The 16343-nt window shown below is 69.5% G+C and carries 16 protein-coding genes and 1 pseudogene; 6 read left to right on the top strand and 11 right to left on the bottom strand.

From position 1 onward, the window contains the following. Positions 1-115 precede the first annotated feature (115 nt). Both mptB and IPG68_10500 read left to right on the top strand, forming a co-directional pair. Positions 116-1207, top strand: coding sequence for a polyprenol phosphomannose-dependent alpha 1,6 mannosyltransferase MptB (mptB, locus tag IPG68_10505; protein MBK6763660.1), 1092 nt, complete (start codon positions 116-118; stop codon positions 1205-1207). Continuing rightward, positions 1159-1662: a hypothetical protein gene (locus IPG68_10500; GenBank protein ID MBK6763659.1), complete on the top strand. Its 504-nt coding sequence runs from the start codon at positions 1159-1161 to the stop codon at positions 1660-1662. Before mptB ends, IPG68_10500 begins: the two co-directional genes overlap by 49 nt. A gap of 34 nt (positions 1663-1696) precedes the next feature. On the opposite strand, the gene crtI (IPG68_10495) is transcribed toward IPG68_10500, so the two are convergent. Next, a complete protein-coding gene (gene crtI / locus IPG68_10495) occupies positions 1697-3187 on the bottom strand; it encodes a phytoene desaturase (GenBank protein ID MBK6763658.1) in 1491 nt (496 codons plus the stop codon). Beyond that, positions 3187-4266 (bottom strand): polyprenyl synthetase family protein, encoded by a 1080-nt coding sequence (locus tag IPG68_10490; protein MBK6763657.1) that lies wholly within the window; start codon positions 4264-4266, stop codon positions 3187-3189. The genes crtI (IPG68_10495) and IPG68_10490 overlap by 1 nt, the downstream gene beginning before the upstream one ends. A gap of 97 nt (positions 4267-4363) precedes the next feature. Between IPG68_10490 and metF the strand changes: the two genes are divergently transcribed. Together metF and IPG68_10480 are read left to right on the top strand one after the other, a co-directional pair. After that, positions 4364-5251, top strand: coding sequence for a methylenetetrahydrofolate reductase [NAD(P)H] (gene metF / locus IPG68_10485; GenBank protein MBK6763656.1), 888 nt, complete (start codon positions 4364-4366; stop codon positions 5249-5251). Further along, positions 5248-5889 (top strand): CDP-alcohol phosphatidyltransferase family protein, encoded by a 642-nt coding sequence (locus IPG68_10480; protein ID MBK6763655.1) that lies wholly within the window; start codon positions 5248-5250, stop codon positions 5887-5889. The genes metF and IPG68_10480 overlap by 4 nt, the downstream gene beginning before the upstream one ends. On the opposite strand, the pseudogene crtI (IPG68_10475) reads toward IPG68_10480, so the two are convergent. Further along, positions 5890-7359 (bottom strand): annotated as a pseudogene (gene crtI / locus IPG68_10475) (phytoene desaturase). A 34-nt stretch (positions 7360-7393) separates the two neighbouring features. Here crtI (IPG68_10475) and IPG68_10470 point away from each other — a divergent pair. Then, positions 7394-8119, top strand: a complete 726-nt coding sequence (locus IPG68_10470; GenBank protein ID MBK6763654.1) for a hypothetical protein — start codon at positions 7394-7396, stop codon at positions 8117-8119. 464 nt (positions 8120-8583) lie between these two features. Here the strand turns inward: IPG68_10470 and IPG68_10465 are convergent, their stop codons facing one another. The 8 genes from IPG68_10465 to IPG68_10430 all read right to left on the bottom strand — a co-directional run bounded on the left by IPG68_10465 (position 8584) and on the right by IPG68_10430 (position 15634). Next, positions 8584-9663, bottom strand: a complete 1080-nt coding sequence (locus IPG68_10465; protein ID MBK6763653.1) for a glycosyltransferase — start codon at positions 9661-9663, stop codon at positions 8584-8586. Next, complete coding sequence (locus IPG68_10460; protein MBK6763652.1) at positions 9660-10055, bottom strand: carotenoid biosynthesis protein; 396 nt, start codon at positions 10053-10055, stop codon at positions 9660-9662. Before IPG68_10460 ends, IPG68_10465 begins: the two co-directional genes overlap by 4 nt. Next, the gene (locus IPG68_10455; protein ID MBK6763651.1) at positions 9992-10414 is read right to left on the bottom strand and encodes a carotenoid biosynthesis protein; all 423 of its coding nucleotides are present in this window, start codon (positions 10412-10414) and stop codon (positions 9992-9994) included. Before IPG68_10455 ends, IPG68_10460 begins: the two co-directional genes overlap by 64 nt. Continuing rightward, positions 10408-11070: a hypothetical protein gene (locus IPG68_10450; GenBank protein MBK6763650.1), complete on the bottom strand. Its 663-nt coding sequence runs from the start codon at positions 11068-11070 to the stop codon at positions 10408-10410. Before IPG68_10450 ends, IPG68_10455 begins: the two co-directional genes overlap by 7 nt. After that, positions 11067-11555 carry a YbaK/EbsC family protein gene (locus IPG68_10445; GenBank protein MBK6763649.1) on the bottom strand — a complete coding sequence of 163 codons (489 nt, stop codon included), beginning with the start codon at positions 11553-11555 and terminating at the stop codon, positions 11067-11069. Before IPG68_10445 ends, IPG68_10450 begins: the two co-directional genes overlap by 4 nt. 183 nt (positions 11556-11738) lie before the next feature. Then, on the bottom strand, positions 11739-13475 hold the full coding sequence (locus IPG68_10440; protein ID MBK6763648.1) for a glycoside hydrolase family 2: 1737 nt from the start codon (positions 13473-13475) through the stop codon (positions 11739-11741). Further along, the gene (locus IPG68_10435) at positions 13475-14791 is read right to left on the bottom strand and encodes an MFS transporter (protein MBK6763647.1); all 1317 of its coding nucleotides are present in this window, start codon (positions 14789-14791) and stop codon (positions 13475-13477) included. Before IPG68_10435 ends, IPG68_10440 begins: the two co-directional genes overlap by 1 nt. A gap of 300 nt (positions 14792-15091) precedes the next feature. Beyond that, complete coding sequence (locus tag IPG68_10430; GenBank protein MBK6763646.1) at positions 15092-15634, bottom strand: hypothetical protein; 543 nt, start codon at positions 15632-15634, stop codon at positions 15092-15094. Between the two features lie 500 nt (positions 15635-16134). Here IPG68_10430 and IPG68_10425 point away from each other — a divergent pair, with 500 nt between their 5' ends. Beyond that, on the top strand, positions 16135-16335 hold the full coding sequence (locus IPG68_10425) for a nucleotidyltransferase (protein ID MBK6763645.1): 201 nt from the start codon (positions 16135-16137) through the stop codon (positions 16333-16335). Positions 16336-16343: the final 8 nt, after the last annotated feature.

Raw genomic sequence — 16343 nt, 5'->3', positions numbered from 1 at the left:
GCACCGGTCGGTGCCACATGGGGTGATGGGCGCTGGGCGCACCGATGCGGCGGGGCATGTCAGGATTGAGCCCGGAGGCGGGCATGGACTTGCGGGCTCGGGGCTGGAGGGCGTCGTGGATGTGACCGACGCGCCCCGACGGCACTCGTTCTTCGTCCACTACGTCGTGGTCGGTCTGGTCGGATCCATCATCGTGGCCATCGGGTCGCTGGGGGTGGGGTGGCTGCCGGTCAACACCGCGTTGTACGGCAACCCCGTCGTCGAGGCGCTGCGGTCGCCCGGAGTGGGTGTGGCGCTTGCGAGATTCTGCGTGATCGTCGGCATGGCGCTGGTGCTGCAGGCCTGGTTGGTGCTCGGTTACGACGTCCTGCGAGGCAGGATCGAGAAGCTGACACCTCTGTGGTGGACCCTGGTCGCCTGGTGTGCGCCGCTCCTGCTCACGCCACCGCTGTTCAGCAGGGACGTCTATGCGTACTTCACGCAGGGCAAGTTGCTGATCGAGGGGCTCAATCCCTATGACGTGGGTGTGGCCGCCGAGTCCGGGTGGTTCAACGACGGAGCCGATCCCCTGTGGGCCGAGTCGCCCACGCCCTACGGCCCGTTGTTCCTGCTCATCGAGCGCGGCGTGGCGCAGTTCGTGGGCCCGCACCCGGTGTGGGCCGCGATCGCCTTCCGCTTGTGGGCGGTCCTGGCGGTGGCGATCCTGGCGGTGGCGGTGCCGGCACTGGCGCAGCGGCACGGCATCAGTGCGCCGAAGGCGCTGTGGCTGGCGGTGCTCAACCCCCTGGTGATCATGCACTTCGTGGCCGGTGCACACAACGACGCACTGATGGCGGCGGCGGTGGTGGTGGGGCTGTTGTGGGCCGTGGACTACCACCCGATCGCGGGCACCCTGGCGCTGGCCGTCGGTGTGGCGATCAAACCCATCGCCCTGGTGGCCTTGCCTTTCATCGGGTTGATATGGGCCGGGGTGCACGCCGGATGGTGGGACCGGATCCGGTGCTGGCTGGCGTCCGGGGCGGTAGCGGGTGTCGTGGTCGTCGGGCTCGGGTTGGTTTCCGGGACCGGGCTGGGGTGGATCGCGGCGTTGTCGACACCGGGTGCGATCAGGACGTGGCTGTCACCGCCGACGGCGGTCGGCATGGTGGTCGGGGTGCTGTGCGCGCCGTCGGACTCGGCGACCACGTGGACCTCACCGTGGTGGTGACCCGGGGTCTGGCGGGTCTGGTGGCGGTGGGGCTGCTGGCCTGGCTGGTCCTGAAGCCGGAGGGCAGATCCGGGGTGCGCGGCGCTGGCCTGGCGCTGCTCACCGTGGTCCTGCTGGGTCCCGTGGTTCAGCCCTGGTACCTGCTGTGGGCTCTGCCGTTGCTGGTTGCTACTGGCATGGCCGCCAGGTATCTGCACGCAACGCTGCTGTTGACGGCCGTGCTGACTCTGCATGGTGTCGCCGGGACCAGTGCCACCAGTGACGCGCTGTTCGAGTTCGGTGACGGCCTCGGCCTGCTGCTCGTGGCCGGACTGCTGGCCTTGATCGTGTGGGCTTCGCCACGGGAGCGGGTGCTGTTGCTCGGCGACGGAGACGATCCGGGGCTGGTGCCCGACGATCAACCCGCACAAGCCCGGTTCCGGCAGATGGTGATTCTCGGGGCGCGACGGGACTGAAGCCCGGGCGCCGCAAGCCCGTCGGCCGCGTGCGTCAGCGCCAAGCGGCCGAGCGGTATGCGGGGTCCGGCCCCACGATCCGTTCGGCAGCCAGCCGGCCACTGACAAGGACCATTGGCACCCCGACGCCGGGCTGGGTCCCTGACCCGGTGAAGACCACGTTTGCTCCCCAGTGGTTGGCGGAACGGAACGGCCCGGTCTGGAACAGTGAGTGAGCGGCGCTGAACGGTGCGCCGGCCTCCATGCCGCGGGCCTGCCACCCCGCCGGGTCCGTGATGTCCGACACCTCGATCGCGTCGCTGAAGCCGGTGTAGCCGCGCTCTTCCATGACCCGCAGTGCCTCGTCCTGGAACCGCGGGTTGGGCCAGGCCACCGAGCCCCGGGTGTTCGGCGTGATGAACAGGACGTAGTAACTCTGCTTGCCGGGTGGCGCCAGGGTGGGGTCGGTATGGGTGGGGTTGGTCACCAGGAAGCTCGGGTCGCTCATGAGGTTGCCGCTGAGCACCTCGTCGAACGACTGCCGCCACGCGCGGCCGAAGTGGATGTTGTGGTGCGCGATCTTCGAGTAGTGCGCAGAGGACCCGGCGAGCAGGAGCCAACAACTCGGCGAGTAGTCGAGGCGCTCCAGCCGCCGGGCGTCGAGGCCGAGCAGATCGCGGTATGCGACTGGCAGGTCCGGGTTGAGCACGACGGCGTCGGCGGGGAACCGGTCACCATCCGTGGTGATCACGGCGGTTGCCCGGTCGCCGACCGTCTCCACGGACTCCACCGTGACTCCGTAGTGGATCGTGACACCGTGCTTCACCGCGGCGTCGGCCATGGCCACCGGCAGGGCGTGCATGCCACCGCGGGGGAGGAATACCCCCGCCACGGAATCCATGTAGGAGATGACCGAGTACAGCGCCAGCGCCCGGTAGGGGGACAGCCCGGCGTACATCGCCTGGAACGAGAACAGGCGCCGGGTGCGCGGGTCGGACAAGAAGGAATCCACGCGGCGCTGCAGGCGACCGAAACCGCCGAGCGCCACGAGTCGGGCGAGATTCGGGGTGATCAGGTCCAGCGGGCTGTCGATGTTGCGGTCGATGAAGTCGCGGATCTCCAGCCGGTACATCTGCGCCACGTAGTCCACGAACCGGCGGTAGCCGGCCGCCTCGCCGGGGCCGATCCGGGCCTCGATCTCCGCCGCCATCCGCTCGGGATCCGCGAACACGTCCATGGTGGAACCGTCGGGGTAGAAGGCGCGATACGCAGGGTCGAGGGGGATCAGATCCAGCCAATCGCGGTAGTCCTCGCCCACTGCCGCGAAGGCGTCCTCGATGAGGTCGGGCATGGTCAGCACCGTGGGTCCGGTGTCGAAGGAGTAGCCGCCGATCTCCAGCCGGCCCGCGCGGCCGCCGGGTCGCTGCTCCCGCTCGAGCACGACCACCTCGCGGCCCGCCCCGGCCAGGCGCAGTGCCGCTGACAGCCCGGCCAGCCCCGCCCCGACCACGACGACTCGCTGGGTCGCCCCCTGCACGGTGAACATCACGTGCTCCGGCGGGTGGCCATGACCAGCAGCCGGTCGAAGGCGGTCCGCGTGGTGTCGTCAAGGTCCATGGCCGCGACCACTGTGGCAGCCGCCTCGGCCCGCTGGTCGATCATGGTTTCCACCGCGGCCCGGGCACCGGTGTCGGTGATCACATCGCGCAACTGGTCGACCATGGCGCCGGTGATGGCCGGGTCACCGAGATGCCGGCGCAGCAGGTCGCGCTGCATGGCGTCGGCCCGGCTCCAGGTCAGCGCGATCAGTGCCGTGCGCTTGCCCTCGCGCAGGTCGTCACCGGCGGGTTTGCCGGTCTCCTGCGGGTCGCCGAAGACCCCGAGCAGGTCGTCACGCAGCTGGAACGCCTCGCCGACCGGGATCCCGAAGTCCGTGAGGGCCTGCAGGTGGGCGGCGTCCGCGCCCGCCGCTGCCGCACCGATGTGCAGGGGGCGTTCCACGGTGTATTTGGCCGACTTGTAGCGGGCGACCACCAGGGCGTTGTCGAGGTCGTACTCTCCGCGTACCTGCTCGAGGAGGTCGAGATACTGCCCAGCCATGAGCTCGGTGCGCATCTCGTCGAAGATGGGCTTGGCTGCGGCCAGGGCCGGGGTGTCCAGGCCGCTGGCCATCAGCAACTCGTCGGACCAGCTCAGGCAGAGGTCGCCGAGCAGGATCGCCGAGCCGACGCCGAAATCCTCCGGTGAGCCCAAGTAACCGTGGGACCGGTGCATCGACGCCAGCCGTCGGTGGGCGGCAGGCTTGCCGCGGCGGGTGTCGGATCCGTCCATGACATCGTCGTGGATCAGTGCACAGGCCTGCAGGAACTCCAGCGCTGCCGCTGCGGTCAGGATGGGTCCGTCCGGGCGGCCGCCGGCGCTGCGCCATCCCCAGTACGCGAACGTCGGCCGCAGACGCTTGCCGCCGTCGAGGAGGTCCTTGAGTGTGTCCAGCAGGGGGAGCAGATCAGTACTGATCGCAGTCAGCACCCCGACTTGGTCGCGCACGAACTGGTCGACCGTGTCGCCGAAATGCGCGCGCAGATCGGCGAGGAGGACGTCGATATCGGCGACGGTTTCCGGCATGTCCCAAATCTACGCGCTGGCAGCCAAGTGCACATCCGCGCATGGGCAGGCATGCGGCTGCGCAGCCAGGTCAGGGCCGACCTAGAATCGGTGAATCATGCCCGCCATCCGTTCGTCCGTGCGCGAGCGCATCGACGCCGGCGGCACGTCCTTCTCGTTCGAGTTCTTCCCGCCGAAGACCGAGGCCGGCACCGCGCTGCTGTGGGACGCCATCCGTCGGCTGGAACCGCTGCACCCGGATCTGGTGTCCGTGACGTACGGCGCCGGCGGTTCGACGCGGGACCGCACCGTGGCGATCACCCAGCAAATAGCCCACGAGACCACGCTGACCCCGATGGGTCACCTGACGTGCGTGGGGTCGACGGTGGCCGAACTGCGGGCGGTCATCGCTTCCTACGCGGCCGCGGGGGTCCATCACGTGCTGGCCCTGCGCGGGGATCCCCCGGGGGGCCCCGAGGCGCACTGGGTGTCCACTCCGGGCGGGCTGGAACACGCCGACGAACTCGTCGGGCTGATCTCCCGGCTCGGCGACTTCAGCATCGGGGTGGCGGCGTTCCCGGACGTGCACCCGTCCTCACCGTCGCTGGCGGCCGATGTCACGGTTCTGAAGTCCAAGCAGGATCGCGGCGCGGATTTTGCGATGACCCAGTTCTTCTTCGACCCGGACTCCTACTTCCGGCTGGTGGACGCGGCCCAAGCCACGGGCGTGACCATGCCGATCATCCCGGGCATCATGCCCGTGACCAATGTCCGGCAACTGCAGCGGTTCGCGCAGTTGTCCGGCACCCCACTGCCGGCGCCCATGATCGAGCAGTTCGAGCGCGTCGCCGATGACCCGCAGGCTGTGGTGGACCTCGGTGTCGAGCACGCCTCGCACCTGTGTTCCCAACTCCTGGCCGGCGGTGCCCCGGGTCTGCATTTCTACACGCTGAACCGTTCGACAGCCACGTTGCGGGTCTACCGCGACCTAGGGTTGACGGTGTGACGCGCAGCGAGTACTTCGAGCGCTGGGCGGTCCTGCACGGTGGGCTGGACCCCCGCACGTCGATTCCGGTGCAGGCCTGGCTGACCGTCACGTACGCACTCGCCCGGCCGCTTGCGGCGATGCGGATGTCGCCGAACGCGGTGACGATCCTGGGGATGCTGGTCGCGCTTACTGTGCCGTACTTGGTGGTCCGCGAGCTGTATCTGATCGGCGGGGTCGTGGCGCTGGTGGCCGGGATCATCGACAACCTCGACGGCGCGGTGGCGATCATGACCGGGCGCAGCTCTGACTTCGGTTACGTCCTGGACAGCGTTGCCGACAGGTTCGGCGACGTCGCCCTGCTCGTGGGCCTGGCGCTGGCCGCGGCCAACCCGTGGCCCGCGGTCGGTGCGGCGTTCCTGGCCTTCATGCAGGAGTACACCCGGGCCCGGGCCGCCGGGGTGGGCTTCACGGAGATCGGTGTGATCAGCCTCTCGGAGCGGCCCACCCGGGTGCTGATCAGCGGGATGTTCCTCATCGCGACTGCTGTGGCCGGCCCCGTGTGGGCGCAGGTGGGCGGATGGGCGGCGTTGCTGGTGGGCATGCTCGGCTTCGGCCAGGTCCTGTGGGCGGTGCGCACCCGGCTGGACACCCGCTGATCAGGCCCTGCCGATCTCCTCGGCCACGATCTCGGCCCCCATCCCCACCAGCGGGAGTCCGCCGCCAGGGTGCGCGGACCCGCCCACCAGGTACAGGCCCGGCACCGCGCTGCGGTTCGACGGGCGCAGCACGGTGGACAGCCGGCCATTGCTGGACACGCCGTAGATGCTGCCGCCAGGGGAGGCGGTCGTGCGTTCCAGGTCCGCGGGCGTGCGGATCTGCGACCACTGCAGACGCTCGCGCAAATCGACTCCGCGGCGGGCGAGTACGTCGAGGATGTGCTCGGCGTACGCGGGGCCGAGAGTGTCCCAGTCCACCGCGGGCGGGGCGTGCAGCGGTGCGTTCAGCAGGATGAACCAGGCCTCGCTGCCATCGGGCCGCATGGCCGGTTCGTCGGGCACGCAGGCGTAGATCGCCGGGTCGGTCACGGGCGCCGGGTTCTTGGCGAAGAGCGCGTCGAACTCCGCGTCGTAGTCCTGCGGAACCAGACGTTGTGGTGGCGGATCCCCGGGGTGGTGCCAGACAGCGCCAGCATGAGCACGAACCCGGAGAACGACGGCTGCAGGCGGTTCAGGCGCTGGCGGGCCGTCCGGGTGCGACGGTCCTCGACAAGTTCGTTGTACACCGTGCGGGTGTCAGCATCGGTGACCACCACATCGGCCGCAATCCTCGCCTGCGCCGCCTCGATCCCCGTGACGCCGCGCTCGTCGGTGAGGATCCGGTCGACGCGCACGCCGAAGTGGAAGACCACGCCGAGGTCGAGGCAGCGCTGGTACAGAGCCGCGGCCAGGGCATGCAGCCCGCCACCGATGTGCCACACGCCGAAGGTCTGCTCGACGAACGGGATCGTGGCCAGGCCGCGGGACACCGCCGTGGGTCGGAACCGGTGTATGTGGCGTAGCGGTCGAGGATCAACCGGGCGCGGGGTCCTGCAGAGTGCGCCGCCCCAGCCCGCGCAGTGTCTGCCAGGGGGCGACCGTGAGCAGGCTCCTCCGGGACGACGCCAGCGGCAGCAGATCGCGGTAGCCCTCCAGTGAGCGGCCGAGCACGTCTCGGCGGGTCAACGCCCAGATGTCGCCGGCCCGTCGCAGCAGTTCGCGCCACTCGTGGCCGGTGTTCCCGCCGAAGGCCTCCTGCAGTGCCGCTGCGCAAGCGCCAACTCCGGCGCCTGGGAGGGTCACGCTCACGCCGTCGGCGAAGTGGTAGCCGAACGCCGGATCGACCTCCTGCAGGTCCACGGAGTCCTCAAGGCTGCGGCCGGTCTTCAGGAAGAGGTCCCGGTAGACCGCCGGGAGGGTGAGCGTGCTGGGGCCGAGGTCGAAGCGGAACCCGTCGTGCTCGAAGCCCGCATTCTTGCCGCCGGGGCTGTGCCACTGCTCCCAGACCTGTACCGCGTGACCCTTCGCGGCCAGCCGTGCGGCGACGGCCATCCCCGCCATGCCCGCGCCCACCACTGCCACCCTCGCCACGCCAAGCAGGCTACCGGCGCGCTTGGATGGTCGGGTGCATGCAGTCCCCGAGAAGTTGCCTGATTACGCGTGGGCCGGGCTCGACCCGCGGTTGGTCGGCGTCCAGGACGATGGCTGGGCAGTGGGCCTGGCTGCGCTGGTGCGAACGCCCGAACTCACCGAGTTGCCGGATGGACCGACCTCGGCGAGCACCGACCTGGTACCTGTGGAGGACCCGCGGATCCGGGTGCTCGGTGCGTATTTCCACGAGCGCTGGCCCTTCGCGATCGCCGGTGCATACCTGCGCCCGGAGGCCTTCGAGCGCCTCGTGCTGGCGGCGGAATCGTTGCCCGATCCCTTCGGGCTGGCGGTGTGGGACGCGTGGCGCGACCCCCGTCTGCAGGCGGTCTTGCATGAGCGGGTGTACCGCGATGGCGATCTGCCGCCGGGCTTCGTGGCGTCACCGGATCCCGATCCGCGCCGGTGTCCACCCCATGCCTCGGGAGGCACGGTCGACCTGACACTCACCTGGTCGGGCCACCCGCTGGCGCTGGGCACAGGCTTCGACGCCTTCGTCCCAGAGGCAGCGTCCGCCGCATTGGAGCCAGACGGCCCGCGGCTGGCTCGCGACCTGCGGAGGTTGTTGGGGGCCGCCATGTCCGGGGCCGGGTTCGTTGCCCACCCGCAGGAGTGGTGGCACTGGGAGTACGGGACCCGCTATTGGGCCGCTGTGGTCGGTACACCCGTGCGGTTCGGGCACGCCCGGCCGCGGGGGCGCTGACTGTGGCCCGCCCTGCCCGCCGCACTGGCCGCGGCAGCTGAAGGCGGGAGAGATCGGTACGTCCGGGAGCGATGCAACCGGTGTTTTTCGCTCCCGCCTGTCCGTTTCGCTCCCGGGTGCGGGCCCCGGCCCGCGGCCCGGCCCCGGCCCCTGGCTGGAGTCCCGGTGGGTGGCTCGCTGCGGGCTCCAACCGCCGCCGCTCCCGGGTGCTGGAGCCCGGGCCGCGCCCCCCGCCCGCCGCCGGCCACTCAAGGCGGGAGAGATCGGTACGTCCGGGAGCGATGCAACCGGTGTTTTTCGCTCCCGCCTGTCCGTTTCGCTCCCGGGTGTGGCTGGAGTCCCGGTGGGTGGCTCGCTGCGGGCTCCAGCCGCCGCGGCTCCCGGGTGTGGCTGGAGTCCCGGTGGGTGGCTCGCTGCGGGCTCCGGTCGCGCCGCTCCCGGATGCGGCTGGTGGTGGCGCAGGCTCACCCAGCGCTGATGGAGCGTCCCCGCCACGTGATCGTCCCGCGACGATGGGCCTGCACGGACCGCTCCCGGATGCCGATCAGGGCAAGGATCGACAGCGGGTGCAACACACAGGCCCACACGGGCTGTCGCATGCGGCGCGCCACGGCCACCCGGCCCATCACCGCCGCCCCGTAGCCGGCCAGGCCCAGCCACCGCGTCAAGCGGTCGCGGGTCAGCAGGGCGACCACCGGTGGCGCCACGTAAAGAGCGGCGAGCAGAACCACCGTGGCCGGGCCGAACGCGTCGTGCAGGGATTTGGTGTAGCCCTCGATGAGTTCCCGGTCGTCGGCATACATCCGGCAGTCGGCCAGGTCGGTGCCGTCGGCCATCGCCACCGTGTGCCCGGTCGCCTTGAACCGGCGCACAAGCGCAAGATCCTCCAATACCTGGTCGCGGACCGCCGCGTGCCCACCGGCGGCGAAGTAGGCATCGCGGCGCACCACGAGGAACTGTCCGTTGCCCGCGGACAGCAGGGGATGGGAGGAGCGCTCGGCCAGGCGCAGTGGCAGGAAGCTCAGCCATGACCATTGCAGCAGCGGCTGCACCAGGACCTGCAATGGGCTGTTCACCTGCTGATGGGGGTAGGGGCACACCAGATCCACGTCGGCCAACAGTCCCGCCGCAGCCCTCGCCGCATCGGGACGCAACTGCACGTCGGCGTCGAGGAAGACCAGGATGTCGCCGTGGGATGCTTGCGCGAGTCGTTGACAGGCCCACGGTTTGCCCAGCCAGCCCCGTGGTGGTCCGCCGTCGCCGTGGATGACATCCAGCCCGGCGGCCGCCACCACGTCCGCGGTGGCGTCGCTGGAGTCGTCATCGAGGACGAGGATCTCGTGGACCCCCTCGAGGGCCTGCAGGCTACGCAACGTGGGTCCGATGCGCCCGGCCTCGTCGCGCGCCGGGACCAGGACACTGATCCGGCCCGGCAAGGGCGCCTGCCCCGGTCGTCGCAAGTGGCGCAGGTTGACCAGACTCAGGGCCGTGGCCGCAGCGGCACCCGCGGCAGCCATCGCGACCGCGCTCCGCAGCACCTTCATGGCGTTCGCCGGGCCCACAGTGCCGGAATGCCCAGCACGGCCATGCCGATGCCCCCGACGAGCGCCACCGCGGGACGGTCCAGGAAGAACGCGTTGGCGATGATGCCGCCGATCCACATCCATCCGTACAGCACGCGCGGTACCACCAGGTCAACTTGCGTCCGCGGCAGACGGTTCAGCATGGTCATCAGCACCAGCGTGCTGAGCAGCCAGCCGGCATAGTTCTGCGCCGGGATCCCGGGGATGCCAGGTAATGCGGGGTCTGCCGACTCCCACACCCAGTAACCCTCGCCGACCATCTGCGGGTCGAGGAACAGGTCCCACGCAGTCAGGCCGGCGGCGGCCAGGGGACTGTCCAGCGCCGGCTCACCGACCGGGCGAGGACCAGGCACGGGTAGGCCATCATGATCCAGGCCAAGGGGACGATGAGTGGCACGCCGAGGATCTGCGGCTGCAGATCGGGGGAGTAGTAGTAGGGGCCGAACGGTACGTCGGTGGTGTGCCCGAGGAGTTCGATGCCCAGGCCGAATGCGCCGGAGATCGTCGCGAACCGCCAGGTCCAACTCCAGCCGTTCTGCTGCATGGCGTGGGTGAGGCTGGCTGCGGTGAACAGCACCACGACTGCGGTGGTGGTGGCCTGCCGGTTGCCGGCGGGTACCAGGATCCAGGAGATCTGCGCGAGGATCGCCGCGGCCGTCAGGGCCACAGGTACGGTCAGGAACCGCTGCCCGGCCACGGCCCGGGTCACCACAGCGGATCCCCGCTGACGTCCAGCACGGCGAACCGGGCGAACAACTCCTCTGCGTACCAACCCGTCTCCCGGGTCTGTGCGATGACGTCGCGGTGCTCGGGTTGACGATAGGCGAAGTCACGCAGAGTGACCGCGTCGCGCCACACACTGAACGTCCCCTGCAGCCCGACCGGTGCTTCCCCGATGCCGATGCGGTAGAGCAGCCCCTCCTGGTCGGGCAGGAGCGCGGCCACCGGCGGAACGGCGCGCTGGAACGCCCGCCACTGCCGTGTCCGGACCCGGGCCCGGGTGATTGCGGCGAGGGGACCGGGGTGCGCGACCAGCGCGGGGTCGACGGTGAAGGGTTCCCGGCCCGACCAGCTGCCGTGGCTGGCGATTGTCCCCAGGACCAAGCGCGTGTGCTGTTCAGCCCGTGCGTTCCAGCGCCGGCGGACACTCTCCGCGGAGTGGTCGGGGCCTGACCAGCACGTGAGCAGTGCCCACTGCCGCAGGTCGGCGTCGGAGGCGGTGAAACGCTTGCCGGCCCCGGTGCCCAGTGATTTGTGGAAGAGCAGCCCGGGCAGCCCTGACAGGGCGAAGGGGTCGCGCGCCATGCGCCACAAGGCCACGGGCACTGCGGTGCGCGGTACCCGCCAGATGTCCAGGACGACGGTCATTCCGCGGGGGCCTCGCCGACCTCGCCGGCATTGCCGGCGGTGATACGCAGCAACTCGTCGTATCTGGTGCGGAAGACGAATTGGGGGTGCCCTGCGCTCACCCACACCTGGCGCTGCCGGGAGAGGGTGACGTCCACGAGGGTTTCGATCGGCCGGGGGTGCCCGACCGGTGACACGCCGCCGATCGGCTGGCCGGTGTGCAGGCGTACGAAGGAGGGGTCGGCACGGTGCACACGCCGGCTGTCGGTGAGTGCGGCGAGTTTCAGCAGGTCCACGCGATGCGCCCCGGAGATGACGACGAGCAACGGTCCGCCATCCGCTTCGAAGATCAGCGAGTTGCCGATCGCGGCCTTGTCAACACCGAGTGCCTGCGCCGCGGATGCGGCGGTGGCCGCCGATTCTGGAAGCTCACGCACTCGTTCGGTGAGGCCGAGATCCTGCAGTGTCGCCTGGACTTTGCGCACACCTGACGGAAGACCCTCCATGGTGGAAGCCTATTGCGTCACCGACTGTTCGCAGCGCCACGTCGCGTATCGGGATCGGGGCGGACTGCGGTGGAAGTGCGTTCCAGATCCGCATTCATGGCAGAGGCGGGCAGGGCGTGGTCACGGCTGCGGGATCTGTGTGAGCGAGTGCCCGTGTCATCGTGATGATCCCGGAGCAGTGAGTCACAGCCGCAGTTGCCCGATCACCGACCGCACCTGCTCGACCGGGATCTTCACCACCCGGCGGTCGTAGGTCAGCAGCCCGTTGGTCTCGTCCTCGACGTCGCTGACCTGGGTGTACACGGTGGCCGTCAAGCCCTGAGTGACGGCGGGGAGGATCTGGTCGGTGTGCAGCAGACGGAATGCCTCGGCCAGTGACGCCGCCGATGTATAGCGCCGGTATCCGAACTCGGTGTCGGTGGGGGAGTGCTCTGCCAGGTGCAGGCTGTATCCGCCGTACTCGCTGAGCGCCAGCGCCCGCGGGTCGCGGCGCCGGGGCACCCGGAAGGCCCGGAAGTAGACGTGCAGGCTGTGGAAGTCCCCGCCATCCTGGTCGTGCCAGCCGCTGGCATGGTCCACCGGCCGGCTGGGGTCGAGGGCGCGGACGCGCTCGGCCACCAGGGTGGCGTCGAACTGCCCCCAGCCCTCGTTGAAGGGCACCCATACGACCACGCTCGGGTGGTTGCGCAGCAGGGCGACGGTCTGGTCGGTCTCGACAAGCCACTGGTCACGGCCGGCCGCGTCCTGGCGAGAGAAGACCCGGTAGTGGCTGTCTTTGAGGCGCAGCGGCGTGACGGCCGGTACCTGCACCACGCCCCGCCGGTACGGCCCGCCGCCGTTGACCATGTCCTGCCACACCAGCATGCCCAGGCGATCGCAGTGGTAGTACCAGCGCTGGGGCTCGATCTTGATGTGCTTGCGCATCATCGTGAACCCCATGTCCTTCATGGTTTCGATGTCGAACACGAGGGCGTCGTCGGAGGCGGCGGTGTACAGGCCGTCGGACCAGTAGCCCTGATCGAGCACGCCAGCATGCAGGTAGGGCCGGCCGTTGAGCAGCAGTTGCGGCACGCCGGACGCATCCGGTCCCACGGTGGTCGTCCGCAGCCCGACGTAGCTGCGAACCTCGTCGTCGCCACAGTGGATCTCCACGTCGTAGAGGTGCGGGTCCTCAGGTGACCACAGGCGCGGTTGCGGGATGTCGATGCGCAGTCGCGAGCCGGTCCGACCTGACGCGGTGCTCACGGGGACGCCGCCGCTCAGCACGCTGACGTCCACGGAGGTGGTGACCGTGGCGGCCACCGTGATCGTGAACCCGGTGAGGTCCGGCTCGAGGTGGACGTCTGTGACGTGGCCGGCGGGCACGGACTCCAGCCACACGGTCTGCCAGATCCCCGACTGTGCGGTGTACCAGATGCCGCCCGGCTGCAGTTTCTGCTTGCCGCGCGCCCCGGTCCCGGTGTCGCTGGGATCGGTGACCACGACGTGCAGGGTGTTGCTCCCCGGCTTCAGCGCCTCGGTGATGTCGAGCGTGAACGGTAGGTAGCCGCCCCCGTGTGCGCCGACGTCGACACCGTTGACGCGTACCCGGCAGAACTGGTCGACAGCGCCGAAGTGCAGCAGCACGCGGTCGCGCACGAACCTCTCCGGCAGGTCGAACGTACGCCGGTAGTGCAGGAACTCCGCGGGCTGCAGTTGTCGGCCGACCCCGGACAGGGGTGCCTCCGGGGAGAACGGCACGACGATGGGTCCGTCCCACGTCGAGGGCTCCCGCGCGGAGATGCGGAAGGCGTGGTCCCAGCGGCCGTTGAGGTTCAGGTAGGAGTCGCGTCGTAATTGTGGTCGTGGGTACTCGGGCAGCGGGTGGTCGGGATCCAGCGCCTCCCCCCAGACGGTCAGCAGTGGCCGCCGGGTCGGCATCATCTGGCCGACCTCCTGCGCAGCGCCGCCACGGGGATCACGATGATCAACACGACGACCGCAGCGGCCACGAAGATGCCCGGTGTGGGCACCTGCTTGAGTTGTCCGAGGTCCTCGTAGTACTCATCGGCCCCGCGGATCACGGCCGCGCCGATGAACGGTCCGATGACCATGGGGACCAGGACCATGGCGATCATGCGCAACCCCTGCACCATGCCCACGCGGTCGGGCGGTGAGAAGTCACGCACGGCCGCGCCGATGGCGGCCATGGAGAGCATGAATCCCGACATCAGCACCAGTCCCGCCGCGATCACCGGGAGCAGTCCGCGGGCGAAGATCATCAGTGCGAGCCCGACGAGGTAGACCCCCGCCGCCGGGAGCATGAAGGCGACCTTGCCCACCCGGTCGATGATGCGCCCGCCGAGCACGCTGACCACCGACGCGCCGGTGAGGACGACGGCGAGTACGAGGGCGTAGGCGTCGATGCGCAGGTAGCGCTGGACGTAGATGATCAGGTACGGCAGGAAGACCTGGGTGGAGGTGCCCAGGATGGCGAAGGCGACCAGGGTCCAGTAGAGCGGGGGATTGCTGCGTATCGTGGTCGGCCGCAGCCCGTGCACGATGGAACGCAGCAGGCTGTCGGTCTGGGTCGGCTCACCGGGGGCGTCCCGGATGAGGGCCAGGGCGACCAGGCCGGCGACGATCATGAGGGCGCCGACCACGATGAAGAACATCTGCCAGTCGCCGTTCTTCGTGAGTCCGTCCAGCCCGCCGAAGACCAGCAGCATCGAGACCAGTGGGAGCACCGCCAGCACCGACTCGACCCGCCCGCGGTTGCTGGGGGAGGTGATGTCGGTGACCCAGGCGTTGAACGAGGCGTCGTTGGCACCCGCGCCGAGGAAACTCATGATGCAGTCCAGCAGAATGACGGCCGTCGCGGCGGCGGTGATGGCGCTGACCGCGGGGATGAGGGCCGCGACGCTGTCCACGGTGATGAAGCCGAAGAGCATCGTGGACACCCCCCACAGCAGGTAGCCGCTCACGATGAACACCCGGCGCTTCCCGATCCGGTCGGAGAGCGGGCCGATGAGGAACGTCGCGAGCGTCGCGGAGATGGCCGAGGCCGCCACCATCGTCGCGATGACGTTCGGGTCGTCGGTGATCGTGTCGTAGACGAAGACGTTCAGGTAGAGGTTCTCGACCGTCCACGCGATCTGGCCGACCAGGCCGATGATGACGACGCCGAACCAGGTGCGCGTGCCCAGCGCGGTGGGCCGCAGGTGGTGGTCGGTGCGGGCCGGGGTCTGCTGGGCCATGGGCGGTCTCCTTCGGGTCCACCCGCACGGTACCGGGCGTAGCGGCGTGGATGCCGCGGGCAGGGCGTGGGGAGGCTAGGGACCGCGGTGGTGTGAGGCACAGGAGTAACCGCGGCACCGCACGCGCGCCACCTGCAGGCAGGAGAGATGCCTCCATCGGCGAGTGAAGGATCGGTTGGGTCGCTCCCGGGTGTGGGGATCTCTCCCGGATCGACCGGAACCTCCATCGGCCGCAGTGTCGTGCCGGGTCAGGTCGTGCTGTGTGTGACCCGGCACGACGCATGCGGTCGTGCGTAAGGCTCAGATGCAGAGAGCCACCGCGGTGATCGTCGCGTTGACTCCGGAGATGTTCCGGTAGGTGGCAAACCAGCCGTTGCCGACCGGGAAGGACCTGAGGACGAGAACCAAGTCGTTCCCGCCGAGGGTGGCCGTGCTGCCGCCGCTGAGCATCTGGGTGCCGGCGGGGCATTGGACTGAGACGTTGCCTGTCGCGCCGTTCGCCAGACCGGCACCGTTCGACACTGTCTGTACCGGGCCGAGTTGCTTGGCCTTGACCGCATCTTCGGCGATCGTCGGGTCGGGGTAGGTGCCGGTCAGGTCGCCACCGGCGGGACCGGTGGGCGCGGCCGTCTGCGCGGACAGCACGGAGAGTCCGGGTGCGCGCGCGTCGATGGCCTTGTTGGCCTGGTTGCGGGCGATCGTCTTGACCTTTGCCTTCGAGACGGCCTGCAGACTGCCGCCGGGGTCGGGTGCGGCCACGGCGGTGCCGGCTACGGCGAGGGTCAGGGCGGCGAAGCCGACGACCAGTGCGGGGGAGGGACGGAGTTTGGAAATCTTGATCATAGGAGTACCTGCCTGTCTCCTAGGTGCGCCTCAGTCCTCTGGCCTCGTGGGTTGAGGCGACGGGTGCCCCAAGATTAGAACCCGTGATCACTGCTGGATAGGTAAGCCTTACAAGACCCTCCCTTAGGCTGAGGCCCCCTGGGCCGATAGGCCACTCTTCCGGGCCGAGGTGGCGGCGTTGGAGTCTGGTCACCGCGTTGGAGATGCCACGTGTGGCTTCTCCAACCTCGTGCATGTTCTCCAACGCGGCGGGTGCGGGGGACACGGTCTCCACGCGCCGCAGCCAGGCCCGAAGACGCACGAGAAATGCCAGCGAACAAATGTTCGAAAATCCCTTGACGTACCCCTGTGCGAGTGTTGTGCTGGATGTCGAACACAGGTTCGAATCGGTATCGAGGAGGCGGAGTCATGAGTCGTACGTACGGCCGGGTCGAGGGAGCCATCGACGTGAAGCAGGCCCGGGAGGCGGGGGCCCCGAACAGTTCGTCTGGCGGGACCGGTTGTACCGGGTCAACCATGTCCTGCAGCAGTGGGACACCTCGGCTGCGTGGTGGCATGACATCGCCACGCCTCCCACCGGCGCCGACCTGCGGACTTGGCGGGTGGAGGCCTCCGCCGGGAAGTGCGACGCCCCTGGTGTGTACGAACTGAGTTTCGATCCTGGGGCTGGCCGCTGGTACCTCCTGCGGACCTTCGACTGAGCGGGCGG

The organism is Micrococcales bacterium, from assembly GCA_016703125.1.
Lineage (GTDB): Bacteria > Actinomycetota > Actinomycetes > S36-B12 > UBA10799 > JADKAV01.
The sequence above is the reverse complement of the archived record's forward strand: the minus strand, read 5'-3'. Positions and strand labels throughout refer to the sequence as shown.

Coding starts and splice junctions, on each gene's coding strand:
- crtI (MBK6763658.1), bottom strand. CDS start 3,187: ATGTTCACCGTGCAGGGGGCGACCCAGCGAGTCGTCGTGGTCGGGGCG.
- IPG68_10490 (MBK6763657.1), bottom strand. CDS start 4,266: ATGCCGGAAACCGTCGCCGATATCGACGTCCTCCTCGCCGATCTGCGC.
- metF (MBK6763656.1), top strand. CDS start 4,364: ATGCCCGCCATCCGTTCGTCCGTGCGCGAGCGCATCGACGCCGGCGGC.
- IPG68_10465 (MBK6763653.1), bottom strand. CDS start 9,663: ATGAAGGTGCTGCGGAGCGCGGTCGCGATGGCTGCCGCGGGTGCCGCT.
- IPG68_10450 (MBK6763650.1), bottom strand. CDS start 11,070: ATGACCGTCGTCCTGGACATCTGGCGGGTACCGCGCACCGCAGTGCCC.
- IPG68_10445 (MBK6763649.1), bottom strand. CDS start 11,555: ATGGAGGGTCTTCCGTCAGGTGTGCGCAAAGTCCAGGCGACACTGCAG.
- IPG68_10440 (MBK6763648.1), bottom strand. CDS start 13,475: ATGCCGACCCGGCGGCCACTGCTGACCGTCTGGGGGGAGGCGCTGGAT.
- IPG68_10435 (MBK6763647.1), bottom strand. CDS start 14,791: ATGGCCCAGCAGACCCCGGCCCGCACCGACCACCACCTGCGGCCCACC.
- IPG68_10430 (MBK6763646.1), bottom strand. CDS start 15,634: ATGATCAAGATTTCCAAACTCCGTCCCTCCCCCGCACTGGTCGTCGGC.